This is a genomic window from Thermococcus chitonophagus (genome assembly GCF_002214605.1).
Lineage (GTDB): Archaea > Methanobacteriota_B > Thermococci > Thermococcales > Thermococcaceae > Pyrococcus > Pyrococcus chitonophagus.
Genome location: NZ_CP015193.1, coordinates 1084338 through 1109919, shown reverse-complemented (window position 1 = coordinate 1109919; position 25582 = coordinate 1084338). Strand labels below are relative to the sequence as shown.

The 25582-nt window shown below is 43.4% G+C and carries 27 protein-coding genes; 16 read left to right on the top strand and 11 right to left on the bottom strand.

Annotated features, from left to right (window positions below; all coding sequences use genetic code 11):
- Positions 1–7 precede the first annotated feature (7 nt).
- Together A3L04_RS06205 and A3L04_RS06200 are read right to left on the bottom strand one after the other, a co-directional pair.
- The gene (locus tag A3L04_RS06205) at positions 8–613 is read right to left on the bottom strand and encodes a DUF523 domain-containing protein (protein ID WP_068576660.1); all 606 of its coding nucleotides are present in this window, start codon (positions 611–613) and stop codon (positions 8–10) included.
- A gap of 38 nt (positions 614–651) precedes the next feature.
- On the bottom strand, positions 652–2007 hold the full coding sequence (locus A3L04_RS06200) for a cyclic 2,3-diphosphoglycerate synthase (RefSeq protein WP_068576662.1): 1356 nt from the start codon (positions 2005–2007) through the stop codon (positions 652–654).
- Positions 2008–2228: 221 nt separating this feature from the next.
- Between A3L04_RS06200 and A3L04_RS06195 the strand changes: the two genes are divergently transcribed.
- Genes A3L04_RS06195 through A3L04_RS06185 form a run of 3 tightly spaced genes read left to right on the top strand, consistent with a single transcriptional unit; the run spans position 2229 to position 5507 of the window.
- A complete protein-coding gene (locus tag A3L04_RS06195) occupies positions 2229–2687 on the top strand; it encodes an alanyl-tRNA editing protein (RefSeq protein WP_068576664.1) in 459 nt (152 codons plus the stop codon).
- Positions 2688–2730: 43 nt separating this feature from the next.
- Complete coding sequence (locus A3L04_RS06190) at positions 2731–4080, top strand: MATE family efflux transporter (RefSeq protein WP_068576666.1); 1350 nt, start codon at positions 2731–2733, stop codon at positions 4078–4080.
- Entirely contained in the window at positions 4077–5507 is a 1431-nt protein-coding gene (locus A3L04_RS06185; protein ID WP_068576669.1) for an MATE family efflux transporter, read from the top strand. Before A3L04_RS06190 ends, A3L04_RS06185 begins: the two co-directional genes overlap by 4 nt.
- A 2-nt stretch (positions 5508–5509) precedes the next feature.
- On the opposite strand, the gene cdr is transcribed toward A3L04_RS06185, so the two are convergent.
- Positions 5510–6832 carry a CoA-disulfide reductase gene (gene cdr, locus A3L04_RS06180; protein ID WP_068576671.1) on the bottom strand — a complete coding sequence of 441 codons (1323 nt, stop codon included), beginning with the start codon at positions 6830–6832 and terminating at the stop codon, positions 5510–5512.
- A gap of 82 nt (positions 6833–6914) precedes the next feature.
- Here cdr and A3L04_RS06175 point away from each other — a divergent pair, with 82 nt between their 5' ends.
- Complete coding sequence (locus A3L04_RS06175; protein ID WP_068576673.1) at positions 6915–8057, top strand: MFS transporter; 1143 nt, start codon at positions 6915–6917, stop codon at positions 8055–8057.
- Between the two features lie 22 nt (positions 8058–8079).
- On the top strand, positions 8080–9510 hold the full coding sequence (gene pyk, locus A3L04_RS06170; protein WP_068576675.1) for a pyruvate kinase: 1431 nt from the start codon (positions 8080–8082) through the stop codon (positions 9508–9510).
- On the opposite strand, the gene A3L04_RS06165 is transcribed toward pyk, so the two are convergent.
- A complete protein-coding gene (locus tag A3L04_RS06165) occupies positions 9507–10682 on the bottom strand; it encodes a magnesium transporter (protein ID WP_157092398.1) in 1176 nt (391 codons plus the stop codon). The genes pyk and A3L04_RS06165 overlap by 4 nt on opposite strands.
- 85 nt (positions 10683–10767) lie before the next feature.
- Between A3L04_RS06165 and A3L04_RS06160 the strand changes: the two genes are divergently transcribed.
- Genes A3L04_RS06160 through A3L04_RS06140 form a run of 5 tightly spaced genes read left to right on the top strand, consistent with a single transcriptional unit; the run spans position 10768 to position 13183 of the window.
- Entirely contained in the window at positions 10768–11103 is a 336-nt protein-coding gene (locus tag A3L04_RS06160) for an iron-sulfur cluster assembly protein (RefSeq protein ID WP_068576680.1), read from the top strand.
- A gap of 51 nt (positions 11104–11154) precedes the next feature.
- Positions 11155–11700, top strand: a complete 546-nt coding sequence (locus A3L04_RS06155; protein WP_010884731.1) for a 50S ribosomal protein L16 — start codon at positions 11155–11157, stop codon at positions 11698–11700.
- A 48-nt stretch (positions 11701–11748) separates the two neighbouring features.
- Positions 11749–12096: a 6-pyruvoyl trahydropterin synthase family protein gene (locus A3L04_RS06150; protein WP_068576683.1), complete on the top strand. Its 348-nt coding sequence runs from the start codon at positions 11749–11751 to the stop codon at positions 12094–12096.
- The gene (locus A3L04_RS06145; RefSeq protein ID WP_068576684.1) at positions 12090–12854 is read left to right on the top strand and encodes a 7-carboxy-7-deazaguanine synthase QueE; all 765 of its coding nucleotides are present in this window, start codon (positions 12090–12092) and stop codon (positions 12852–12854) included. Before A3L04_RS06150 ends, A3L04_RS06145 begins: the two co-directional genes overlap by 7 nt.
- A gap of 44 nt (positions 12855–12898) precedes the next feature.
- On the top strand, positions 12899–13183 hold the full coding sequence (locus tag A3L04_RS06140; RefSeq protein ID WP_068576686.1) for a hypothetical protein: 285 nt from the start codon (positions 12899–12901) through the stop codon (positions 13181–13183).
- On the opposite strand, the gene cysS is transcribed toward A3L04_RS06140, so the two are convergent.
- Positions 13180–14610: a cysteine--tRNA ligase gene (gene cysS / locus A3L04_RS06135; protein WP_068576688.1), complete on the bottom strand. Its 1431-nt coding sequence runs from the start codon at positions 14608–14610 to the stop codon at positions 13180–13182. The two genes, A3L04_RS06140 and cysS, sit on opposite strands and share 4 nt — an antisense overlap.
- Before the next feature lie 106 nt (positions 14611–14716).
- On the opposite strand from cysS, the gene A3L04_RS06130 reads away from it, so the two are divergent.
- Complete coding sequence (locus A3L04_RS06130; RefSeq protein WP_010884736.1) at positions 14717–14944, top strand: Lrp/AsnC family transcriptional regulator; 228 nt, start codon at positions 14717–14719, stop codon at positions 14942–14944.
- Here A3L04_RS06130 and A3L04_RS06125 read toward each other — a convergent pair whose 3' ends face one another.
- The 3 genes from A3L04_RS06125 to A3L04_RS06115 form a co-directional block, all read right to left on the bottom strand.
- Positions 14945–15613: a TIGR00153 family protein gene (locus tag A3L04_RS06125; RefSeq protein ID WP_068576691.1), complete on the bottom strand. Its 669-nt coding sequence runs from the start codon at positions 15611–15613 to the stop codon at positions 14945–14947. It lies immediately after the preceding gene.
- A gap of 4 nt (positions 15614–15617) precedes the next feature.
- Positions 15618–16838: an inorganic phosphate transporter gene (locus A3L04_RS06120; protein ID WP_068576692.1), complete on the bottom strand. Its 1221-nt coding sequence runs from the start codon at positions 16836–16838 to the stop codon at positions 15618–15620.
- 74 nt (positions 16839–16912) lie between these two features.
- Positions 16913–17548: a metallophosphoesterase gene (locus A3L04_RS06115; protein WP_068576694.1), complete on the bottom strand. Its 636-nt coding sequence runs from the start codon at positions 17546–17548 to the stop codon at positions 16913–16915.
- Positions 17549–17932: 384 nt separating this feature from the next.
- Between A3L04_RS06115 and A3L04_RS06110 the strand changes: the two genes are divergently transcribed.
- From A3L04_RS06110 to A3L04_RS06100, 3 genes are all read left to right on the top strand, one after another.
- Positions 17933–18721 (top strand): nitrilase, encoded by a 789-nt coding sequence (locus A3L04_RS06110; RefSeq protein WP_068576696.1) that lies wholly within the window; start codon positions 17933–17935, stop codon positions 18719–18721.
- Positions 18722–18769: 48 nt separating this feature from the next.
- The gene (locus tag A3L04_RS06105; RefSeq protein ID WP_068576698.1) at positions 18770–19453 is read left to right on the top strand and encodes a fumarylacetoacetate hydrolase family protein; all 684 of its coding nucleotides are present in this window, start codon (positions 18770–18772) and stop codon (positions 19451–19453) included.
- Positions 19454–19618: 165 nt separating this feature from the next.
- Positions 19619–20656: an aromatic amino acid transport family protein gene (locus A3L04_RS06100; RefSeq protein ID WP_068576700.1), complete on the top strand. Its 1038-nt coding sequence runs from the start codon at positions 19619–19621 to the stop codon at positions 20654–20656.
- Here A3L04_RS06100 and trm14 read toward each other — a convergent pair.
- From trm14 to A3L04_RS06085, 3 genes are read right to left on the bottom strand one after another with little or no spacing between them, the layout of a single operon-like run.
- Positions 20649–21701, bottom strand: coding sequence for a tRNA (guanine(6)-N2)-methyltransferase (gene trm14 / locus A3L04_RS06095; protein WP_068576702.1), 1053 nt, complete (start codon positions 21699–21701; stop codon positions 20649–20651). The genes A3L04_RS06100 and trm14 overlap by 8 nt on opposite strands.
- A 24-nt stretch (positions 21702–21725) precedes the next feature.
- Positions 21726–22793 (bottom strand): GTPase, encoded by a 1068-nt coding sequence (locus tag A3L04_RS06090; protein WP_068576704.1) that lies wholly within the window; start codon positions 22791–22793, stop codon positions 21726–21728.
- A complete protein-coding gene (locus A3L04_RS06085) occupies positions 22720–23082 on the bottom strand; it encodes a TIGR04076 family protein (RefSeq protein WP_068576706.1) in 363 nt (120 codons plus the stop codon). The genes A3L04_RS06090 and A3L04_RS06085 overlap by 74 nt, the downstream gene beginning before the upstream one ends.
- Before the next feature lie 136 nt (positions 23083–23218).
- Between A3L04_RS06085 and A3L04_RS06080 the strand changes: the two genes are divergently transcribed.
- Together A3L04_RS06080 and A3L04_RS06075 are read left to right on the top strand one after the other, a co-directional pair.
- Complete coding sequence (locus tag A3L04_RS06080) at positions 23219–24619, top strand: DUF515 domain-containing protein (protein WP_068576708.1); 1401 nt, start codon at positions 23219–23221, stop codon at positions 24617–24619.
- Positions 24620–24631: 12 nt separating this feature from the next.
- Positions 24632–25582 (top strand): hypothetical protein, encoded by a 951-nt coding sequence (locus A3L04_RS06075; protein ID WP_068576709.1) that lies wholly within the window; start codon positions 24632–24634, stop codon positions 25580–25582.

Here is a 25582-nt window from a genome sequence, read left to right as displayed (position 1 = left end):
CTCTTAATTAGTTTTTCGGTTTTTCTCTGGTTTCTCTGATAACTTTTCTAAGCGATTCTATTCCTTCTTTCATATTATCTTTGTCGATTTCAATCCAATATGTATTACTAAGATTCCCAAATCTCTTCAGAAGTTCCTCAAACAGAAGACCGCTCCCGGGGCTAGGTTTAAGCCCAAACTTTTCAATAATCTCCCTATATCCCTTAATTCTCTCCTCTTTCCCTAGATAAAAGAACCTCCGGATTGAGGGATAGTCGTAAATTTCGGGATCACTTGAAGTTGTGACAAAAACTCCACATGTTGGAGATCCTTTAACCCCAACAAAAACAACTTCTTCAGGATTTTCCTCGGCTATCACCCTTCCTATAAAGTCGGCTATATCCTTTACAATCTTTTCCATTCCCAAGTGAGCCATTACCTCTCTGCTCATTGGGGGTCTTGGCCATTTAAGGAGGATGAATTCTGGACATGGATACGCTAGAACCTGCCAATCCTCATCCAATTCGGAAATTATCTTTCTTATCTCTTTGGAAACTCTGTACTCCTTTTCCTTGGGCCCCCTGTAGACGTAGAAGGGTGTTATCAAGCAGGGTGCGATTACAAGGAGCTTCATGAAGTAAAATTAGAAAGAAGGTAGATAAAGGTTTGGTATCACTCCTTCTTCTTGAGCTTCTCGCACTTCTTGACCCACTCTTCAAGGATGTCCTTGAGCTTGGGCGTTCCGATTTCCTCGAGCTCATACTTAACCCTAACTGCGGGCTTGTTGAGGTTCATGAACCTTCTGAGGTCAACTGGAGTTCCCATAATGACTACATCGGCATCAGCCCTGTTTATTGTTTCTTCAAGCTCCTTGATCTGCTTCTTGCCGTAACCCATTGCTGGCAGGATGTTGCTGAGGTGTGGGTACTTCTTGTAGGTCTCGATGATCGAACCTACAGCGTATGGCCTTGGGTCAACGATCTCCTTTGCTCCGTACTTCTTGGCAGCAATGTAACCTGCGCCGAAGCTCATTCCACCGTGGGTTAGTGTTGGTCCATCCTCAACCACTAGAACCCTCTTGCCCTTGATGAGTTCTGGCTTATCGACGAAGATCGGCGATGCTGCCTCAATAACGATGGCGTTCGGGTTAACCTTTTCTATGTTCTCCCTGATCGTCTGGATGTTCTCTGGTGGGGCTGAGTCGATCTTGTTGATTATAATTACATCGGCGCTCCTGAAGTTAGTCTCACCGGGGTGATGGGTTAGCTCGTGGCCTGGCCTGTGTGGGTCGGTAACTACGATCCAGAGGTCTGGCTCGAAGAACGGGAAGTCGTTGTTTCCGCCATCCCAGAGGATTATATCAGCTTCTTTCTCTGCCTCTCTGAGTATCTTCTCATAGTCAACTCCAGCGTACACTACCATGCCCCTCTCGAGGTAGGGCTCATACTCTTCCCTTTCCTCAATTGTACACTCGTGCTTGTCGAGGTCTTCGAATGTGGCAAATCTCTGGATAACCTGCTTCCTGAGATCACCGTAGGGCATTGGATGTCTAACTGCAACAACCTTGAAGCCCATCTCTTGGAGTAATCTTGCAACCTTTCTTGATGTCTGGCTCTTTCCACAACCGGTTCTAACTGCTGTAACAGCTACAACTGGCTTGCTGGACTTGAGCATGGTTGACTTCGGTCCGAGAAGCCAGAAGTCGGCTCCAGCTGAGTGGGCTCTGCTAGCTAAGTGCATAACGTGCTCGTGAGAGACGTCAGAGTAAGCGAAGACCACAATGTCAACATCCTTCTCTTTGATTATCTTCTCAAGGTCATCCTCAGGGAGTATTGGAATCCCATTCGGGTATAGCTCACCAGCGAGCTCAGGTGGGTAAACTCTTCCCTCGATGTCAGGGATCTGGGTAGCTGTAAAGGCAACAACTTCATACTCAGGATTGTCCCTAAAGAAGACGTTAAAATTGTGGAAATCTCTTCCAGCTGCACCCAGAATGACAACCCTTTTCCTCTTCTTTTGTTCAGCCATCTTAATCACCTCAAAATATTTTATGTCGAAACATTTTCGAATTTGGCATTTATAACAGTTTTTGTTTAAAAGAGAAAGCTCTTGGCTAATATTATTCAAAAAATCCACGAGAGGCCTGAAGAACATTCAAGAAATGCTGTGCAATTTCCGATGTTTGATTTTGTTCAAATGATAATTTTAGAGGGAAAGATGTTAAATTTATTTGGCGAGTGGTAGTGGACATGAGTAATGAAGTTAAGACACACACAGCTCTTCACGTACTCAAGGGAGCAATTGTTAAGGTTCTAGGGAAGGAAGCAAAATGGACAGCATCAACATATGTTAAGGGTGCCCATGGTGTCCTCGTCGTTAAGTTTAACAGAAAGCCTACCAAAGAGGAGATCAAAAAGATTGAAGAACTTGCAAATGCAAAAATCAGGGAGAACGCTCCAATTAAAGTCTATGAACTTCCCAGGGAGGAAGCTGAAGAAAAATTTGGAGAAGATATGTACGACCTATTCCCCGTTCCTGACAACGTGAAAGTTCTGAAGGTAGTTGTAATCGAGAATTGGAATGTAAATGCGTGTAATAAGGAGCATACGAAGACAACCGGGGAAATCGGAGTAATCAAGGTAAGGAAAGTTAGGTTTAGGAAAAACAAAGAATTGCTCGAGATAAGCTTTGACGTCATTGGAGATTAATTCCATGATAAACTTTTTATTATAACGTTTAGATGGGCATTTGATGACTACGCTCCAGCAAGCAAGGGAAGAGATACTTCACGGGAACATAGAGAAAACCCTACTTAAGCTCGCGTTTCCTCTAATAATAAACAACCTAGTCCAAGTTATGTACAACTTAGCGGACACGTTTTGGTTAGCAAAGCTCGGAAAGGCTGAGCTTTCTGCCCCAGGAACTGTTTGGCCTTTGCTCTGGTTTATGACCAGTTTGGGTGCTGGATTTGTTACAGCAGGCTTTGCCATGGTTAGCCAGTATGTTGGAGCGGGCGAATTCAAGAAGGCAAGTAAAGTTGCCGGTTCTCTCTATGCTCTCCTTCTCTTTCTATCCTCCATTTTAGCTGGCTTTGGGATATTCATTGCTCCCTATGCATTGGAGTTTGTTAGAGTAACTCCTGAAGTCTATCCCTTTGCCCTAAAGTACATGGTGATAGTGTTCGCTGGTATCCCTATCGCTCTAACCCTCTATGCGTTTAACTTCATACTAAGGGCTGTTGGTGATACAAGGACTCCAGTAATAGTGAACGTGTTCACGATAATCCTGAACATAATCCTCGATCCAATATTCATATTTCCTCTTGGAATGGGAGTTTTAGGTGCCGCCTTGGCTACTGTAGTTAGTGAGGGAGTTGGCTCAGTAATAGGAGGTTATCTCCTTTTTACGGGGAAGGTTAGCATAAGGATAACCTTGGAGGACATGAAGCCTGACCTAAGCTTATATTGGAAGACCTTTAGGATAGGCCTACCTGCAACAATTGGTGATTCGACGAATTCTTTTGGTTTTGTTCTTCTGACTAGGATAATTTACGGCTATGGAACAGTTGCATTTGCAACTTACACCATAACTAACAGACTGACAAACTTCATGTTCGCCTTTGCCAATGGGATAAGTCAAGCAATGGGAACCATGGTTGGGCAAAACGTTGGGGCGGAGAAGTATGAGAGGGCAAAGATAATAGCTGAGAAGGCAATGCTTATTAATTTCCTTATACTTTCACTCGGCACTATTATATTCATAGCCTTTAGGGAACAGATATTTAGTTTCTTCATAAAGGATCCTGGGATACTAAGGGAGAGCGAGAAAGTTGTAAAGTACTTCGCTGCATCTTTTCCATTCTTCGGAATATTTGCCGCGGTGACAAATGTTTTTGCTTCAGCAGGCCATACCAAGAAAAACCTCGTCCTGGGTACAATAAGGCTCTGGGGATTAAGGATACCCCTTAGCTATTATCTCGGGAAGATGCTCCATGACAGTGCTGGGGTTTGGATAGGGATGGGCCTTAGTAATGTCATTTCAGCTTTAATCGGTCTAGCATGGTTCATGACGGGGAGCTGGATGAGGAGGATAATAGAATGAGCATGGAGAAAGTCAAGGCAATGCGAAAAGAGATACTAGAGGGGCCAATTGAAAGGACGCTGTTTAAGTTAGCTTGGCCCATAATAGTGAACAACTTAGTCCAAGTTCTGTATAACATAACCGACACCTTCTGGCTCGGCAAGCTTGGAAGGGCTGCTCTTTCGGCACCAGGAGTAAGCTGGCCGATAATCGGTACACTCATGGCTCTCGGCATGGGCTTTACAATGGCAGGATTTTCAATAGTGGGTCAGTACATTGGGGCTGGAGATTACAGGAAGGCCAATCGCTCAGCTGGCGCCCTATTATCGCTCATTTTATTCTTCTCCACGCTGTCCGCTGTGATAAGTATAGCAATCTTGCCTCTGGCTTTGAGGTTTATGCACGTGACAGAAACTATCTATCCCTATGCGTTCACTTATTCGCTGATAGTCTTTGCCGGTGTTCCAGCCTCGTTCACGTTCATGGCATCTACCGCTTTGATGAGGGCCTCTGGAGATACCAAAACTCCCGTAAAGATAAGCATGCTCACGGTTTTCCTTAACATAATCCTTGATCCGGTGTTTATCTTTATCTTAGGTCTGGGGGTTTCAGGAGCGGCAATAGCCACTGTTCTTTCCAATGCTGTTGGAACCGTTATAGGGTTTAAACTCCTTTTGAGTGGAAAAGCCGGACTAAAAATCACGTGGAGTGATATGAAGCCAGACTGGAAGTTTTATTCGAAGATAATAAGGGTTGGCCTTCCTTCCAGTATAGGCCAATCCGCCAACTCTTTTGGCTTCGTCGTTCTCACAAGGATAATCATGGGCTTTGGAGATGTAACGTACGCGGCTTATACGATAACAACCAGGCTTGTGAACTTCATAACAAGCATATCAAGAGGCTTCAGCATGGCCATGGGTACTATGGTTGCCCAAAACGTAGGTGCGGAGAAGTATCAGAGGGCTAAAACGATAGCAGAAAGAACCATGGTCGTGAACTTTATAATAGCGAGCATTGCCGTTTTAACGATTGGCATTTTTAGGGTTCCTATCTTTAAGATATTCTTGAATGATCCGAAAGTTATAGCCGAGAGCGCGATAGTACTGAAGTACTTCCTAATATCAGTCCCCTTCTTCAACGGCATCTTTGTCGTGGTTACGAGGGTTTTCACTTCAGCGGGCCACACCAAGAAGAGCATGATAATGAGCATGCTAAGGCTTTGGGGCTTTAGGATTCCTCTGAGCTATGCTTTTGGCTACGTTCCAGCTTTGGTGGTTGTCTTTACAGTCCTGGGCCACTCCATAAACTTTAAGATACCATTGGCGAAACTTTTCGGCTTTACTAGTAAAGGAGTCTTCTTTGGCATGGGAATGAGCAACTTCTTGGCTGCGATAATAGGGTTGATATGGTTCCTTAGGGGGAGCTGGATGAAAAGAATAATAGATTAGGATTAGAACTTGAGAACCCTCGCAAGAACAACCAGAGGATCCCAGACCGGGGCGAAGGGAGGTGCATAGGCTAAGTCCGTGAAGAATGCATCCTTCGTGGTGAAGCCCGCCATCAGCATCGCTGCAGCTGTGTCTATCCTGGGGAGTATCTCTGCTCCCACAGCTTGCACTCCAAGCAATCTGTTCGTTTCATTGTCAACTACTCCTTTCAACCATATTGGCCTTGCCCCAGGATAGTAGTGGGGCCTTGTTGATGCTTTTATGAATGCCGTTCTAACATCGTACCCTTCCTTTATTGCCTCTTGCTCTGTCAATCCAGTCTTTCCTATCTCAACGTCCATGAACTTAGTAATGCTAGTCCCCAGAACCCCAGGGAAGTGTATTTCTTTCCCTGCTATGTTGCTACCCGCAACGTATCCCATCTTGTTTCCAGCGGGTGCAAGGGGAATCCATACCTTCCTTCCCGTAATCACGTGCTTTGTCTCGGCAACATCTCCTGCAGCGTAAACATTCTCAACGCTTGTCTGCATTTTCTCGTTCGTCCATATTGCCCCCGTCTCACCTATCCTAACGCCCAATTGCTTTGCGAGCTCTATGTTTGGCTTTATTCCCGTGGCGAGTATAACTATGTCTGCCTTGTACTCCCCAGCATCTGTAATGACTTTTTCAACCCTGTCTCTCCCTTCTATTCTCATGATTATCTCCTGCAACCTTAAGTTGACGTGCTGTTTCATCTTCTCCTCCAAAACATCTGTAACCTCCTTGTCAAAAGACCTCTTCAGTATTCTGTTGCCCCTCTCGATAACCGTTACGTTTTTGCCCTGAGCAACGAAAGCTTCCGCCATCTCAACTCCTATGTACCCTCCACCCACTATGACAACGTCCTTTACCTCGTGCTTTTCCATGTATTCCTTTATCGCAACGGCATCTGGGGGTAGGTCGGCTGTAAACACTCCAGGGAGATCAATGCCCTCAACTGGTGGAACCTTAGGAGAGGCACCGTTGGCAAAGACTAGATAATCCCACTCGTAGCTTTTTTCTCCGTCCTTTTCCCTGACCCTGACGTACCCTTGGTCTACCTCTATAACTTCAGCGTTGAGGTGGAGGTCAATCCCCCTCTTTTTAATGAAGACCTCTGGAGGATAGTGCATCAGCTTTTCAGTTGGTGAGATCCCCTCGACAACGTAAGGGATACCACAAGGAGCGTGACTTACCCATTCTGTTGCCTCGAAAACCTTGACGTCCCATTCAGGCCTTAAACGCTTTACACGTGATGCCGCGCTCATTCCAGCGGCTCCGCCACCTATTATAACGACCCTCTTCATATTCTCACCCACCAAAGGTTCTAAACATTACGTTAAAAAGCTTGGCAAGGCTTTTAAAAAGGTTGTCTGAAAGTTTAGCTCGATGTTTAAAAGGAATAGCCTCGCGGTAATATTGCTTATCGTTTCGGCATTTACTGGGAGTTTAGCGTTCAGGTTAGCCGTGCCCGCGATAGCTTACTACAGTAGGGATGTTTTGAAGGCTTCAATGGTTTCAATTTCAATAATATCGACCTCCTTCATATTAGCTAGAGCCTTTGCCGCAGTTTTTGGGGGTTATTTAGTTGATAAAAGACCAAAGTTAATAATTTTAGGAGCACTAGCCATGGCACTAAATGCGCCCCTTGTCTACTTATATTCTCTAACATCTTCGTGGATTCACATAGTTGGGATAAAGTTAGTGAATGGGCTTTTAAATGGGATCAGCTGGCCTTTAGCGCAATTGGCAGTTGCTTATGCTTCTCCTAAAAATACTAGAGCAAGAATCTCTGCCCTTTACTTCTTTTTTGGGAGTTTGGCCTCACTTGCTGGCAACTACCTATACGCGTTTACGATTGGCTTGGGAATGAGAGGACAGATGATAATCTCCGGCCTTTTCTATATCTTAACGGGCATTCTCATGGCAGTTGCATATCTCCTCATAGGCAGTATAAAGAGGGAGAAAAAGGTAGAAAAGAGGGAGGACATTGAGGTAAATCCGAGAACCGTAATGACATTTGGAGCGATCATTTCATTTATATCTGCCTTTGCCTTTGGCGAGATAACCTATGTATACATATCTGAGACCCTCGGCTTGGAAAAGGGTAGGGTTGCAATGATACTCGGAACGATAAGCTTCATTTCATCATTGACTTCATACTTCATATCTTGGATAGCTGATTCCCTGGGAAGCGCTAAGGCCCTCAAGATCATAGCCGTATTTGGGTTCCTTGCTCCAATTCTCGCCGGCATTAAAACGGAGTTCACGATATTCTTGGGCATATTTCTGGCATTGTTGGCGGTGAACTCTTTCAGGCCTATATCAAGAAAGATTTTGGTTGCCCATTCAAGATCTTCGCTTGCAATTGGTGGAATTAATGGAATTCAGAACATATCTGCCTTTTTAGGAGGGATAATTTTTGGGTTAGCATACACCTTTGGCTCTCTAGGGATTTATTACCTCGCATTTCTTCCCTATCTCCCACCCTCCCTGGGACTGATAATAGTAAGTCGTAAATTGGGGAAATGAGTATCATCTATGGTGGTGCTAGGTGAAGTTGCCAGGACACAAGACGAAGATTGTGGCAACAATAGGTCCAGCTACGAACTCAAAGAAGATGATAGAGAAACTCATAAAGGCTGGAATGAACGTTGCGAGACTAAACTTTTCTCATGGGACTTTTGAGGAGCATGCAAAGGTAATCGAGAGGATTCGAGAAGTAGCGTGGAAGCTTGACAAAAGAGTTGCAATACTTGCCGATCTACCCGGGTTAAAGATTAGAGTTGGAGAGATAAAGGGAGGATATGTCGAGCTCAAGAGAGGAGATAAGGTTGTTCTAACTACAAGGGATATTGAAGGGGATGAAACAACGATCCCAGTTGAGTACAAAGACTTTCCAAAACTCGTGTCCAAAGGTGATACGATATACCTGAGCGATGGATACATAGTGCTGAGGGTGGAAGAGGTTAGAGAAGATGAAGTAGAGGCTGTCGTTGTTTCGGGTGGGAAGCTGTTCTCCAGGAAGGGAATCAATATTCCAAAGGCCCACCTTCCGGTTGAAGCAGTCACCCCCAGGGACATGGAGATAATAGAGTTTGCCGTTGAACATGGAGTTGATGCCATAGGCTTGAGTTTCGTCGGTAGCGTTTACGATGTTCTCAAAGTTAAGGGATTTCTGGAGAAGAAGAATGCCGGAGATATATTCGTTATAGCAAAGATAGAAAGGCCAGATGCGGTTAGGAATTTTGATGAGATTCTGAATGCTGCAGATGGCATAATGATAGCTAGAGGTGATCTGGGCGTAGAAATGCCAATTGAAAAGCTACCAATACTGCAGAAGAAGCTCATTAGGAAGGCGAATCAGGAAGGAAAGCCCGTAATTACTGCAACGCAGATGCTCGTTTCTATGACAACTGAGAAGGTTCCCACAAGGGCTGAGGTCACCGATGTGGCAAACGCAATACTTGATGGGACGGATGCCGTAATGCTCTCGGAGGAAACAGCAGTTGGAAAGTTTCCAGTTGAGGCCGTGGAAATGATGGCGAAAATAGCGAAGGTTACTGAAGAATACCGGGAGAGCTTTGGGCTTAACAGAATAAGGGAATGGCTTGAGAGCAATACACATAGGGGCACGATAAAAGAGGCAATCACGAGGAGCATAATAGATGCCCTCTGTACAGTTGACATAAAGTACATTTTAACCCCCACGAGGACTGGAAAGACGGCTAGACTTATCTCGAGGTTCAAGCCAAAGCAGTGGATACTAGCATTTTCAACGAACGAGAGGGTCTGTAACAACCTGATGTTCAGCTACGGGGTGTACTCCTTCTGCTTAGAAGAGGGGTTTGATGAAAAGGACATAGTCAGGCTAATCAAGGGGTTGGGATTAGTGGAAAGCGATGACATGGTTCTCATGACGGAGGGCAGACCAATAGAGAAAACAGTTGGAACGAACTCGATAAAGATATTCCAAATAGCTTAGTGCAATGCCAGAGCAACTACGAAAATCGTCCCCAGGACATCAGCTATTGTGGTTATTAGGGGAACTCCGAGGTTGTCAGGGTCGAGATGTATCTTTGGGGCAACGAGAACTAATGCAACCCCAATTATCATTACGATCAAGGTTATCAGGGGATATCCTAAGATCAGAGGGGCAACAAGATGAGAGTGCACGTGCATTGTGACTTCAACTATTAGCATTCCTATAATGTTTGCAATAATTATTAATGGAACGCTCATCAAGAGCATAGCCATGATTTCAAGCCAAGTATCTTTTGATTTTATCCCTTCTTCTCCTTCAAGGTGATATTTAGTGGAGAGCCTGGCAACTATAACGCTTCCCATGTTCCCCAGGCTGTCAAGTATTGAGGGGTAAAGCACCGCCAAGAGTATCATCTTCCCAATCGCTGAGGAATACTGCTCAAGCAGGGAGCCTGCAAATGATTCTATCAATGCTAGGAACGTTAGTATGCCAGCGATCTCGGTAAAACTGCGCTCTACTATGTTCCCACTCCTAACTCCCAGCCAAATAAGAATGCCTAACGTTAGGAAAAGCAGGAGGTAAAACATTTGCCTATTGACGAGATAGAGGTTCAAGAAGAATATGAGAGTTGGTATCGTCACTATATCCGATATCGATGTTATCAGGGGTGCGGCTATTCTATCTGGATCAAATCCTCTTGAATACGGGACTATTGTTATTAGTGCTGCAGAGTAACCTAAGACTATTCCTATTGCGAGAGCCGAAAGGATAACGACAAGTAATGCAGCAACCGCCATCCTAAGGTTATCGGTGTGTAGCACTCCAATAACCCAGAGGACTATCAGGGGTATTTTAGATGAGAAAATTGCCCTTAAAACTTCCCTCTTTACTTCCCTATCTTTGAGCCTTTTTATAATCCCAAGGTTTAGTTTTGTCGTGAGTCTGGAAGCTAAAGTTCCAAAAACATTTCCCCTGAGATCCATGAGGCCCGGGAGAATGACGAGAATTATGGGATAGTTCTTCACTATTTCAGAATAGTTAACACCTAAGAAAGTCCCTCCCACGAAATCAAGAACTAGACACAGCAATAGCGCTGAAAACGTAAATCTTATAGATTCCTTTAGCTTTTGGAGGAGTACTGTTGTCATTCCCATCCCTCCCCATCTTCTCACCCCAGATTGGGCTGCAAAAAAGTAAATTTAAACTTTTTGCATAATCAAAAGAACGTTAATAAGGCTTTAAGAAGAGGGGAACAACATGAAGGTTTATTATCCCAATAGAGAGTGGCCCGAACAATATAGGGAAGTCTTAGAAGAAATGAGAGAGATAACAGATCCAGTAACTGGCGAGAGCATACTTGAATCTGGAGTCTTGGCTGGCCTCGAAGTTACGGAGGACACTTTAAAGGTTTGGCTTAAGTTCGAGAGTCAAGCAGAGTACAACATTTTGGGCGGTGCGGCGATGGCTTACTCAAGGATAGTGGGTAACATAATGGAGAAGTTTGCCTTAGTAAAGTTCGACAACGTTTACGTTTATGACCTCAGGGGGAACATTATAGGGAAGTTTGAAGCCAAAAAGAAGAAAGCTTTATAAGTTTTCCCTGGGCGCATACATTGGAATCACTCTAATCAGGGGGGTGAGAATATGGCTCTAAGGCCCGCTAAGATCGATAGGTACGTTGACAAGCCTGCTTACACAAGAAGGGAATACATTAGAGGAGCTCCAGGTCCAAAGATAACCATCTTCGACATGGGGAACCCTGCTGGAGATTTTGAGTTCGAAGTTGCCCTCCACACCGCTGAGCCTGTTCAGATAAGGCAGAACGCACTTGAGGCTGCGAGACAGCAGGTCAACAGGTACCTCCAGAAGAACGTCGGTAGGAGCAACTACCATTTCAAGATAAGGGTTTACCCATTCCAAGTTCTTAGAGAGAACCCGATGGCTACCGGAAGGAAGGCAGATCGTTACGGTAACGGAATGAGAAGGCCCTTCGGGAAGCCCATAGGACTAGCTGCAAGGCTCAAGAGGGATCAGAAGATACTCAGCATTAGGGTCAACAGGCAGCACCTTAAGTTCGCTATTGAAGGTGCAAGGAGGGCAGCAATGAAGTTCCCATGCAAGTGCTATTACAGGATTTACGATAAGGAAGGAAATGATGTAACAACAAAGATACTTTCCCAGGGTCTCTGATTCTTAATCCTTTTATTTGGAGTCTACCTAATTCTTCTTGGTGATTTCATGAAGGCAAGGTTGATTGTTAGAACAAGCTTTGACGCTGCTCACGCAGTTAAAATCGAAAACGATTGGGAAGAATTACATGGACACACATTTTTCTTGGAGGTTATTGTTGAAGGACCAATAAAGCATGGATATATAATGGATTTTGTAAAGCTCAGAAAGACAATTGAGAGTGTAACTAAAGAAATTGACCATAGAAATCTGAATAAGATATTTGATAACCCAACAACTGAGAACATAGCTTTATGGCTTGCGGATAAAATAAAGGGCAAATTGCCCGATAAAGTTATTTTAAAGAGGCTAGTTCTCTGGGAAGGAAGTGACTATGGGGTGGAGCTAGAGTGGTAAAGCTTGTTCTAGCGGAGATCTTTAACAGTTGGCAGGGGGAGGGAGGAAGTCTCCCAGGCAGTACTTTCGGCAGAAGGCAGATATTTGTTAGATTCGCAGGTTGTGATTTAAGATGTAAATGGTGTGATTCTAGGGAATATATAGATGCTTCGGGTGTTTCCCATTGGAGATACGAGGTGGAACCCTTCACTGGGAAATTCGAATATAGACAGAACCCCGCGAATTTAGAAGATGTCATAAAAGTGATTCTTCACTTAGATACTGGGGATATACACTCGATAAGCTACACAGGCGGTGAGCCAACCCTTCAGATACAAGCTCTGAAAACTCTAATGACAAAGATGAAAGAACTCGGCTTTGATAACTTTTTAGAGACCCATGGGGGTCTTCCAGAGGCAATACGAAAAGTTGCCAACATTACAGACTACGCAAGTGTTGATATAAAAGATGAGAGCGCAAAGGCAGCAAAAAACTGGAGGGATCTGGTGCTTAGGGAAATTGAAAGCATAAGGATACTTAAGAAGGCAGGGGTCGAAGTCTACGCTAAGCTTGTTGTAACAAATGAAACAAAACTAGAAAACGTCCGCTGGTACGCTGAACTGCTGAAAGGTCTTGCTCCTCTAGCCATACAACCTAAAGAGCCTATCGACATCTCTATAGCTAGGTTGATGGATATCTACAGGGTTGCGGCAGAGATTCTTGGGAAGAAGAACGTTGGCTTGAGCTTTCAGGTTCATAAGTACCTGAATGTCCTCTAACTCTAACTTTAAAAACCCTTTTATAAATGTAAAATTGTGGTATTATGGAGGAAGTTAGGCGGTACTTTGAGCTGTTAAGAGCCAGGATGGAATTCACGGAGAAATTTTACGGATTTAGAATGAACTATCTCCCTCTGTACTTTGAAGGGGATGAAGTTGTTGTTCTGGATAAAAACGATGGAAAAGTAAAGTGGCTTAGGGACAAGAGACCACTTAGTGATGAAGAATTAGAAAGAATAATGCCAAAAATTAAGGAGAACATAGAGAGTGGTTTAATTGACACCTTGATAACCCTGAACTTTCAGTGCATTCACGGACCCGAGGACTAGACTTTTATCCTCTTCCAGATGGTTTCTTCCCCCTTGTCTTCAAGCTGTATTCCAAGCCTCTTGAGCTCATCTCTTATCTTGTCCGCTAGATCGTACCTCTTTTCCTTCCTGAGCTGGGCTCTAACTTCTATTAGTAACCTGATGAGCTCTTCCTCTTCCCCTTTCTTTTCTTCCTTGAAGTAGTCCTCGAATATTCCGAAAATTTCACTGACGATCTTGAAGAACTCCCAAGCTTTCCTTAATATTGATTCCTTAGGCCTTTCCGTTTCGGTTAGGTACTTGTTTATTGCATTGGCTACTTCAAATACAGCTCTTAGCGCCTCTGCTGTATTAAAATCGTCATCCATGGCCTCGTAGAACTTCCTTCTTCCGTCCCTAACTGCTTCGTAGGCCTCAAACTCTTTTTCTCCCCAAGTGTAACTTATCTCAGCTTTTTCCATAGCTACTCTGATATTTTCAAGGGTGTTGTAAAGCCTCTCTAAGTTGTTCTTCGCGTGTTGCAACCCCTCTTCGGTATAGTCGAGGGGAGAGCGGTAGTGCTTCTGAAGAACGAAGAACCTTATGACCTCTGGACTGTACCTTTGCAACAGTTCCCTCACCGTGACAAAGTTGCCCAAGCTCTTGCTCATCTTCTCCCCTTTAACCATGACAAAGCCAGTATGAAGCCAGTAACGAACCCACTCGTGACCGAAGCAGGCTTCACTTTGAGCTATCTCGTTTTCGTGGTGCGGGAAAATTAAGTCGTTTCCGCCTCCGTGTATGTCAAAACTCTCACCCAAGTACTTACTGCTCATTACCGAGCATTCTATATGCCATCCGGGTCTTCCCTCGCCCCAGGGACTCTCCCATTTAGGCTCTCCTGGCTTAGCCTTTTTCCATAAGGCAAAATCTTCCGGATTTTTCTTACCCTCGCCAGGCTCGACTCTGGCTCCTTTCCTTAGCTCCTCCACCTTAATACCGCTTAGCTTTCCATAATCTTTGAACTTCTGGACTTCAAAATAAACGCCATCGCTTCCCTCATAAGCATAACCTTTCTCCCTGAGCTTTTCAATGAACTTTATTATCTCGTTAATGTGTTCCGTAACCCTGGGATATATATCGGCTGGCTTGACCTTTAGGGCCTGCATATCCTCTAGGAATATCTTTATGAACTTCTCAGCAAGTTCTCTTGGGTCTTCTCCGGTTTCTTTAGCTCTTCTGATTATCTTGTCATCTATATCTGTGAAGTTCATGACCATCAAAACCGTGTATCCCTTGTGCTCTAGGTACCTTCTTATCACGTCAAAAGCTATGTAAGTCCTTGCATGGCCTAAATGAGGATAATCGTAAACTGTTGGGCCGCAAACGTACATTCGTACTTCTCCGTCTCTGAGAGGCTTAAACTCCTCCTTTTGTCGTGTTAGGGTATTGTAAATTCTCAAAACCATAACACCCACCGTCCAAAACCTTGGGTTATTATCTTATTAGAGTGTCGGTAAAGGTAAGACAATCTTTAAATACCTGACGGAAAATAATTCAATTTGGTGATGGAAAATGGTGACGGCTTTTATCTTGATGGTGACGGCAGCTGGTAAGGAAAGGGAAGTTATGGAAAAACTTCTAGCGATGCCTGAGGTTAAGGAGGCTTACGTAGTGTACGGTGAATATGATCTAATTGTCAAGGTTGAAACCGATACACTGAAAGATCTTGATCAGTTCATAACTGAAAAGATAAGAAAGATGCCAGAGATACAGATGACTTCTACCATGATCGCCATCTGATCACTTATTCATCATTATTCTTATTCTTTCTGCAGCATCTTTTGCCTTATCTGAAATGTTGCTAAGTGTTCTTGCTATGTTAAGGATATAAAGGCCATCTGCCCAGCTTAAATTGTTGTTTAACACGAGCTCCATGAGCTTAGTATCTAGACCATCGATTTTACTCTCGACGTCTTCTATCTGCTTTATTATCTCATATTCTTTTTCTATTTCCGCATCGGAAAATCCGCTCTCAACTACTGTGTCCATTTGTCTGATTGCTTCGTAGACAAGCTTTGCAGCTTTAATGCTCTCTCTCCCCATCTTTAGGATAAGGTCTTTTACCTCCTGGGGCACATTTATCTCCTTTTTCACTAGTAACCATTTAGCCGTATCCTCTGCAGCATCAGCAACTTTATCTTGCATGTGGAGGTATTCTAGAATGTCGGTTCTCTGGACGGGCATTAACAGTTTTGATGTAACGCTGTTCCTGAGCTCCATCTTTATTCTATCGGCGACGTCTTCAAGCCTGTCTACTTCAATTGCATATTTCTTCATCTCCTCATAGTTTCCCTGGGCCCATAAGTCTAGGGCCTTTTCTAAAGTTTCTACTGTCTGCACCACAACCTCCGCATGCTTTATTAGGGGCTTAAATGGGCTTTTTGCAAATAATTTAGTCCAAACCTGCATTATATCACCCCACAATCAGCATCAATACCTTGAAAATTACTGCCGAAATTATTCCAGCGGTAGGGACAGTAACGAACCATGATATCACTATATCCTTCACGATGTCCTTATTTATTGCTTTTATTCCCCTAGCAAGCCCAACTCCAATGACGGCACCCACTACAGTATGTGTCGTTGAGATTGGCATGCCAAGCCAGCTCGCTATTAGAACAACTGTAGCTGCAGAGAAATCTATCGTGAATCCTCTCGTGTTGGTTAGCTCTGTAATCTTCTTTCCAACTGTCTCCATCACTCTGTAGCCGTAAGTCGCTACACCTATTGCTATCCCAAGACCACCTAAGGCTAGTATCCACCTGGGAACTGGGACTTTTGCCCCTGCCATTCCCATTGTTGCTATGGTATACACGGCAGCAACAGGGCCTATGGCATTAGCGACGTCATTTGCTCCATGAGCTAGTGCAACATAGCCGGAAGTCATTACCTGGACTCTCTTGAATATTGCCTCTGCTCCAAGATAAGGATCGACATTTGGGAATCTAACCCTTAGGATTAGGGATGTTATAACAAATGTCACAACTCCAGTAGGGATCCCAAATTTCAAAAATCCGATAACGAGAGATTTTCCGTGTAGGACCTTTATGTAAAACATCGTTCCTATAACGACAAAGGCAAGCCCTATCCAAAATGGGGACCATCTTTTTGCACTTTTTATTGGATTTTTGCTCTGAAGAACTGTTTTACTGAGAGCTTTGAATACGAGAAATGCGAAAATTGCTCCGACTATTGGAGAAAGTATCCAGCTCATGACTACCTTGGCCATCTTACTCCAGTTGACTATTGATGTTCCTGCGTATACTATTCCATAACCCACTATCCCTCCTATGATTGAATGTGTTGTTGACACAGGAAGTCCATACTTCGTTGCGATTATCAGCCATATTGTCGCTCCAAGGAGGGCTGCAATCGATCCGTAAATTAAGACGTTGGGATCATTGATCCTTGATGGATCAATTATTCCTTTTCTTATTGTCTCAGTAACGCTCTTGCCGAAGAAGTAAGCTCCAGTAAACTCTAACACGCCTGCGATTAAAACTGCCTGCTTTGGAGTTATTGCACCTGCACCAACAGCAGTACTCATAGAATTCGCAGCATCATTTGCACCTATTGCCCATGCCATAGCTAAACCCAAGATGATCGTGAAAAATACCCAAGGATCCGCAATCATTGGATCCACCGGTTGTGGAGTATGTGGGATAATATAAATGCCTTGTCGAAATAAAATATAGTCCAACAAATACTCTATATAGGGTACCCCTCTATATGAATAGATGGTGGGATTAGCAAGTCTACCGTTTTTAGGTTCTTGAGGAATGGTATAAGCCTGATACCTTCCCTTATGTCCATTCCTTCGAAGAAGGGGTTTATTGTAGGAAGAATTACAAAGTTTTTGGCTTTAACGAAGCACTTTGCCCTCCTCTTAACTCCGCTTAGGGAGATAATTGCAGTTGGATGGATATGGCCCAGAAAAGCTCTCTTAAAGTCGACCTCGGGCAAGGATTTGTGGCCATGCATGAAAAGTATTTCATCCAGTATATAGTAGTCTACAACAGAAATATTATCAAAATTCTCTGTTACTTCCTCAATCCTGCCATCGTGGTTTCCCTTTGTTATAATGACTTCATAATCTTTCAGAATGCTGAAAAACTCCATCAGTACTCTCTGTGTGTACCTCTTGAGACCTAGGTCTTCTTTGATATCCCCAAGGATAATAACAAGATCGGGGTTTTCGGAAATAACGAATTCTGCAAGTTTCCTTTCAAACCTGCTCCTGACATTTATTCCTCTAAATGGCTCAAATCCAATATGAGGATCTGCAAAAATAAGAGTTTTGCCTTGAGAACTCTCAAATTCAAAAGAATATAAGGAAAGCTCCATGTCAGATTAGCCCTCTCTCTTTCTTCCTCTGTCTCTTCAGTCTCCTAATCCTCTTCTTGATCCACTTCCACCTCATCCTGCCTTTCTTTTTCCACTTCCTTGGTCTCCTCTTCATGAGCGTCACCTCCTAAATTCTCTCATTTTTAGCCCAAGAAGCTTGATTTTTAAGTTTTATTAATGCGAATATTACGTCTAATTATATAGCCTCTTTTTGTGGAATAATAGTTTAGATCGTTTTAATAACGCAATGCGATATATAGCATTTATATCATGGCCAGTACGTTGTTCTAATAGCATTATTCTCTTGGAAAACCAAGTATTCTTGAAAACATGGATCCACAAACCTTAATTAGAACATTTGTTGTAAGCTCTTTCGGTGAGAACATGGTTAAGGTTGGATTTGTCCAAATGAACCCAGAGCTTTTATCCCTTGATAAGAACTATTCAAAGGCTGAGAAGCTAATAAAGAAGGCGAAGAAATTAGGTACTCTACTAGTCGTGTTACCTGAATTGTTTGACACGGGATACAATTTTGAGACTAGGGAAGATGTTTTTGAAGTTGCTCAACCGATCCCCGATGGGGAAACCACCAGCTTCCTTATGGATATTGCTAGGGATTTGGAATTGTACATTGTAGCTGGAACGGCCGAAAAGGATGGAGAGAACCTATACAATTCTGCAGTCGTAGTTGGCCCAAGTGGATACCTTGGAAAGTACAGAAAAATCCACCTGTTCTATCGTGAAAAGTACTTTTTTGAGCCGGGAGATTTGGGGTTTAAGGTATTTGACCTTGGCTTTTTGAGGGTGGGTGTTATGATATGTTTTGACTGGTTTTTCCCCGAATCTGCTCGAACGCTTGCATTAAAGGGGGCGGATGTTATAGCACATCCCGCTAACTTAGTAATGCCATATGCCCCGAGGGCTATGCCTATTAGGGCTCTGGAGAATAGGGTATACACAATAACCGCGGACAGAGTCGGTGAGGAGAGAGGTCTTAAATTCATTGGCAAGAGCTTAATAGCATCCCCCAGGGCAGAGGTACTAGTCATGGCCTCCGAGACGGAAGAAGAAGTTGGGGTTGTTGACATAGATCCAAGTATTGCGAGGAACAAAAGACTCAATGAGCTTAACGATATATTTAAGGACAGGAAGCCGGACTATTATTTCACGTAAAAATAATAGATTTTAAATCTCCTTAAACAGCATTTCACGGGGTTTAAAATGTCCTGGGTTAGGTTACCTTTCAAGGATGGATACTATGAGGTCAGACCGACGAAGATAGTTGCCCTAGCAAAGAACTATGCTGAGCATGCAAAAGAGATGAACGATGAACCTCCTGAGAGGCCTATATTCTTCTTAAAACCACCCTCCGCCCTAATAGGACCAGATTCAACGATAGTTCTTCCCAGGATGAGCAAAAGAGTTGATCACGAAGTTGAACTTGCGGTCATAATTGGAAAGAGAGCAAAGAAAGTTCCTGCAGAGAAAGCTTTTGACTATATCCTGGGGTACACAATACTCCTCGACATTACCGCGAGGGATCTCCAAGACGAAGCCAGAAGACTTGGTCATCCTTGGACACTTTGTAAAGGCTTTGATACCTTCGCTCCCATAGGCCCCAGGATCGTTGATAAGAAAGAGCTTGATCCCTCGGATCTCGAGATAGGCCTTAAAGTTAACGGAAAACTAAGGCAATTGGGAAGAACAAGCCAGATGATATTCAAGATCCCGGAGCTAATAGAATACATAAGCTCAGTCATGACTCTGGAGCCTGGTGATATAATTGCAACTGGCACCCCTCCTGGTGTTGGGCCATTGAGACATGGGGATAAAATAGAGGCGTGGATTGAGGGAATAGGAGTACTCAGGGAGGACGTCATAGCTGAGGACTCTATACTTTGTTGAAAATTTTTCGATAAAATTATTTTTCACGTGAACTTGCCCCTACACTTTTTTGTATAATTGTGCTCAGGTATGCATTTGGTCGTTTTCTTGTAATCAGTGAAGCTTGACTTTTACATATAGCAACCTATATTATCTCTGAAAAACTATCAATATTTGGTGGTGAGCATGAAGAAGAGTGAGGCTCTTGCCATACTAATAGGAACGCAAATTGGGGCGGGAGTTTTAGGATTACCATACGCAGCGAGTGAAGTTGGCCTAATTCCAGCCCTAGCGGTTCTAATTGGTGTAATGCTCCTCATGCTGTTCACTGCTTATATCGTCCTCGATCTCTCCGCAAAGATGAACGGTGCTCAGATGAGTACAATAGCTCAGAGAGTGCTTGGCAAGCCCGGCGGATGGATAATGCTAATAAGCATTGCAATAATGAGCTTCGGGGCACTGCTTGCCTACATCTCTGGAATGGGAGAAGTTTTGAACGGGCTCTTTGGAATAAACGACAGACTCGGTGCAGTACTGTTTTGGTTGTTTGCAAGCCTGATAGTGTACGCTGGAATAGAGATGAGCGGAAAGAGTGAGCTTGCAATGAGCTTAGCTATGTTAGTGCTCTTCCTTCTCGTGGCGATACTACTGCTGCCGAAGGGGGATATTCATAGGGCAATGTACTTCAACCGCGAAGGCCTTTGGAAGATCATTGGAGTTTCCATTTTTGCTTTGGGATGTCACAGTATAATCCCTGACGTTTACAAGTCCCTGGGCAACTACAAAGATATGAAGAGAGTAGTTCTACTCGCGTTCCTTATACCAACAGCTGTATACGCCTTATTCATGGTCTCATTCCTGATAGTGTTTGGAAGGGAGACACCACAGATAGCAACTCAAGCATTGGCCTCTCTGTACGGGGACTTTGGAAATGTAATTGGCAACCTAATACCCTTCTTCGCAATTACAACGAGCTACATAGGAATAGCCCTTGCCCAACTCAGCAACCTTCAGGAATTCCTTAAGCTCCCCAGGAATGTTGCATTTGTCCTCACAGTTGTTCCCCCTCTGATAGTGTATCTCTTGGGAATAGGAGACTTTGTCAGCGTACTTGGAGTTGCGGGAGACACTGGGGATCTAATGGCATTCATAGTACTACCAATAGTTATCTACATAACGACCAGATTGCTACCAGTGGGAAGCGGAGAGGCTGAAGCTACTTGACCACATAGCAGTGGACACTTAGCCCCCCATGCCCTATAACCCTGTGGTGCACAATTTCAAAGCCATTCTCCTCTATGGCCCTCTCAATTTCCTTCTTTTCAGTCGTTATGAACACTCCCCTTCCGTTGAGAACCTTTGCCAGCTCGGAGAAGAACCTCATGTACAGTTCTGGGATCATGCCCTTTCTCCCGATCTTCAAACCGTAAGGCAGGTTGCTCACAACGGTGTTAACGGCATCAACGTAAGTGCTTAACCTAGTTGCGTCCCCCAGGATGAAGTCAATCTTATCATAAACGCCAGCTGAGAGGGCGTTCATTTTTGCTCCTCTCAGGTGTTTTTTAAACTTTTCAAGGCATATTATCCTATCTTTATATCCCCTGAGGGCCAGCTCGATTGGTATCGTACCAGAGCCGCAGAAGGGATCTATAAACACTCCATGAGGCTCGGCTAACTCTATTAGCGCATTTGCAATGCTTGCCTTTAGGTGTGCAGGATGATCGTAGACGCGCCATGGCTTTCTGTGAAGGGAGTGATCCCCTGTGACGTCTACTCCCAAAATGAAAGTTTTCCCAATGAGTTCTGCCCTGAATATTACGGAGGGGTGATCCAAGTTCACAGTGGCATTTGTTTTCTCTTGAATTATCCTCCCAACGACCCTTGCAATATCCATGCTCGTAAACTCGTGTTCACCAAACCTCTCCGCCCTTACGGCGAAACTCTCAGTGCTCTTCAAATATTCACTGACTTTTGCACCCTTAACGATGTCTTCTATTTCACTTAAATCTTTGGCCTGCCCCTGTGTTAGGAGGACTATGACCCTATGCACCGTTCGGGAGTTCTGAATTATCATATCGGGAATGCTGGCAGGTCTTTTTTTACCCTTTTCGTCAATAAAGTAGGTTTCTTTGGCTTTAACTAAAAGCCTGCCTTTAATTCCCCAGGGCCTCTCCGATATTTCCTGGGCAATGTCTTTAAGTATTCCGTCTATTTCCTTTCGAGTAATATCCTCAATTCCTTGGGCCGTTGTAAGCAAAATTTCAGCCATTTCCCTCCCTCACTCTATTTGGGTTTAGCTTAAAATAGCTATTATCCCCTTCCATTTCTTCCCGAAGCACTCGCTCATTACGACGCTCTTACCAGTAAGGTTCTCCAAGAATTTTACCGCAGAATCACATTTCTTAAATCCCGTTGCTATTCCAACGATAAACTCTCCAACCTCGAGTATGCCAACCCTCTTGTTATTATCAAGCTTCTCCAATAACTTATCTTCGAACTTCCAGAGGATTCTCCTAGGATCAAATATTTCCTCTTCCTTTACTTTACCCAGTATCTCCTCAAAATCCCAGTTTATCTCCTGCTTCTTTTCTTGATCTTTGGAAAATAATGTAAATCTGCCAGTCTGCCACTCTCTCAAAAACCACCTAGCGGTTTCCTCTAAATCAACTTCCCCGCCTTCCCTGAATAGGCCTCTTTTCTCTCCAATTTTTTTCAGAATATCCTCCTCGCCCTCAAAGTCTTTTATACCGAACTTATCCGTTAATGCCTCCTTCCTCGTCTCTAATATCCTCCTTATGAGCTTTAGCGCTGGAGAGACTGGATCCCTAATTTTATCGGCTGGAAATCCTCCTTTTATAACTAGTTCATCAAAGTCATCTATCGGAACAACCCCCGGCGTGTCTAGAAGCCACAATCTCTTTGTTAGTCTGATTAGCTGTTTGCCTTTTGTATACCCTGGGATAGGAGCAGTTCCCACGGCATGTTTTCCTTTAAGCACATTTATTATTGTACTCTTACCAACGTTTGGATAGCCTATCAGGGCAACTTTAACTTTCTCCTTATCTATCTCCCTTGCAATCTTCTTTAGCTCTTTCCTTAAAATACCAGTTCCCTTTCTTTCCCTCGCTGAGATGAATATTACTGGGATCTCACTTCTCCTTTTATATTCTTCGGCCCACTCCTTTGGAACGAGATCTGCTTTGTTCATCACTATGAGTAGTTTCTTTCCACTTTCCAAAACCATTCTCTCGAGTTTTCTGTTTCTTGTTCCTATTGGATCCCTAGCATCAACTACCTCCACTACTATATCTGCCTCGTTTATTACCTCTTTGACTACCCTCCACGCTTTCTTCTGTTTCATTTCTGATCACCGTTATCTCAAATATTACCGTCCCCCCATTCGTGTAGGGAGGCCCGGGATCCAAGCACTGAACGTAAGCTTTATCATCCTTCCCCAACCCTAGTTCGCTCGGCTTTACTCCCTTCCTTAATGCCACTATATATGGAAGTAGTGATGCAAATGCATGAGTGCAGATGGCATCTGTTTTCTCTAATACTATCCTGGGGCCCTCTATTACTATTTTATCCCCTAATTTGAAGACAGGGCACTTTCCTCTTATCTCTATGACCTTTACTATTAGCTTCTCCATAACTCGCACCTTAGAACATGTTTAAAAACTTTGGAATAAAAAGTATAGGGCCGAAATATAAATAAGCATTTGAGCTGTCATGAATATGTAGTGATGTCATTAATACCTATTATGATAACCCCAGGTGGTGTCAACAGTGGCCGAGGATATTGAGGCAAAGATAAGAAGGCTTAGGGAATTGGGTAGAGCCGTAAGTGAGAGCGAGGAACAACCTGCCCCCACTCCGCCAAAACCTCCTCGAAGAAGGGTTTCAAGAATAGGAATGCTAAGAGAGAAAGAAAGGAAAAAGAGAATTATTGTTGGGGCACTTGTTTTATCGATAATAATCATTGGAGCTGTTATAAGTATTTATATGTACTTGGAAAACAAAGCTGCTAGGGAGCTAGAAAATGCTAAAAAAGCTAAAATCGCCGAGGTTAATGCGTGTTTCAAGGGCGAGTTAGCAAATGATACGGCTAAAATCCAGCTCATAAATGCAATAATGGCTGCCAAAAGCATAGAAGATCTCCAGAAAATAAATGTGAAAGCGATTTGTGAAGAGAGATGGAAAGCTCTCCAGGAAGCGAAGAAAAGAGCAGAACAGGAAAAACTAGCCAAAGAACTAGCACAGCTGAAGAATCAGACAAAAGAGAATATAAAAATGGCATTTGAACCCTTACTTAGCGTTCAGGTTCCAGATGAGCTTAAGAAGGAGATCGTAGATACCATGAACAGTTTATTAGCTCAAGTTGATAGTGCGAAGACTAAGGAGGAAGTACTCTCTATAGACCCAACCCCCTATCTACTGGACTTATGGAAGAAGGTCTACTTCTATAGGATAGACTCCATGCCTGGAACGAAAGTCATCCTGATGAAAGGTAACACAACAAACATCTACACAAAGTCCGAAGCAAAAGAAGTGATAAGTAAGGTGGAGAACCTCTCGGATCTCTTGCAATACCAGGTGAAAGAAGTTCAGCTCGTCCAAGTTGCTCTTGTTCTAAGTAGGAAAGATGTCAATGGAGGATTTCTTGAGCCTGGAGACAAAATACAAATATATGACAAGAAGACCGGCAAGAGGTTAGTTCCAGAGGGATATGTAGTGCTAGTCCTATTCGATGCCGGTCAAATTCAAGTATCGGAAACCCAGTCGAAGACTACCTCATGGTCATCAACTTCCTCAACGACAACTCAGCAGTCCTCCAGCACGAACTACTCTCCAGGAGAAACACCTTACCAGGTATCTCAAACATCCCAGAGCCAGAGTTCAGTTCAGCAGACTAGTAGCGAGACCCTTTCAGCGAGCTACTCGTATTCCGTAAACCTTGGAGAAGTGTTAAAAGCCATAGCGGCAGGAAAGATTAAGGATCCTGAGGAAATCAAGGAAAAGCTAGAAAAGTATGGGTGGAAAGTTTTAACCTTGGAGGAATCTTCAAACTTATTGGCGCTGAATGAGAATACTAGAGTTTTGGTAATTGTCGAGATACCTACTGAATTCGTATCTCAAGTATTGAAGTCAGAAAATTCACTAGTAATAGCAAAGCTCTCTAAGCCCTGAGGTGATGAAAAAATGAGAAGTCTCAAGGCTTTCCTCCTTTTATTATTAGTTGTGAGCATAGTAACTAAACCATCTATGGGAGGGTTTGAACCAATTAAAAGAAATAACATATACCTGACAGGTCTCGTTGAAGTCGAACTGAATGTCACTCTCGTTAATACAGGCGATGTTCCAAGATATATTATTGTAAACCCCAGGTATCAGTTTGAGGTGTTAAGAAAAAACGAGAGTGAATTCCTGTATCATACATCTTCAGGAGATTCTATAGTAGGAACCCCGGGTCAAACCCTCCTAAACTACGTGCCAGGTTTTTGGATATATCCGCATGAAGTTTTGAGAGTTAGGTTTTTCATAAATGAAACAGACGCATTTCCCATAGACCTTAAAAATTACTATCAGCCTCAATGCACAGGATATGGATATATTGAGGGAGATGTTCTAAAGATAAAGATACCCCCCACAATATATACTGGGCCAATCTGTAACGTTATGTACCCCCAACTGTTAAACTTTCCACACTATTTAGATCCTAAAGCCCTTTTTGATATCAAAGCATTCGATGTTGTTGTGTATAACTACCAGGGGATTGTTAAATTCAAGGTTACCCATAACACAACCTTAAATATTCCAACTCGCGTTGTTTTCGCTATTGCACCTCCATTGCTGTTTCCAGGAGCCAAGGTATATGGATATTCACCAGCTCCAACAATGAATTATACTGGTTATATTGAGTACCTTCAGGAAACATTTTGGAGCACCGGAGAGATTAACCAGCCAAGTTCCATAGATATCCAAAATGAGCTGGTAATTTATGATATCTCTCAGGATCTATTAACCTCAAAAGTTAAAATCAACACCGCAAAAACTGTTAATACAAAGATTGATTATCCTGTATGGGTAGTGTGGCTGGGTGATGGATCTTCAATTGAGATTTCTTACAAGTTTAAATGGGGGGTTAACTAA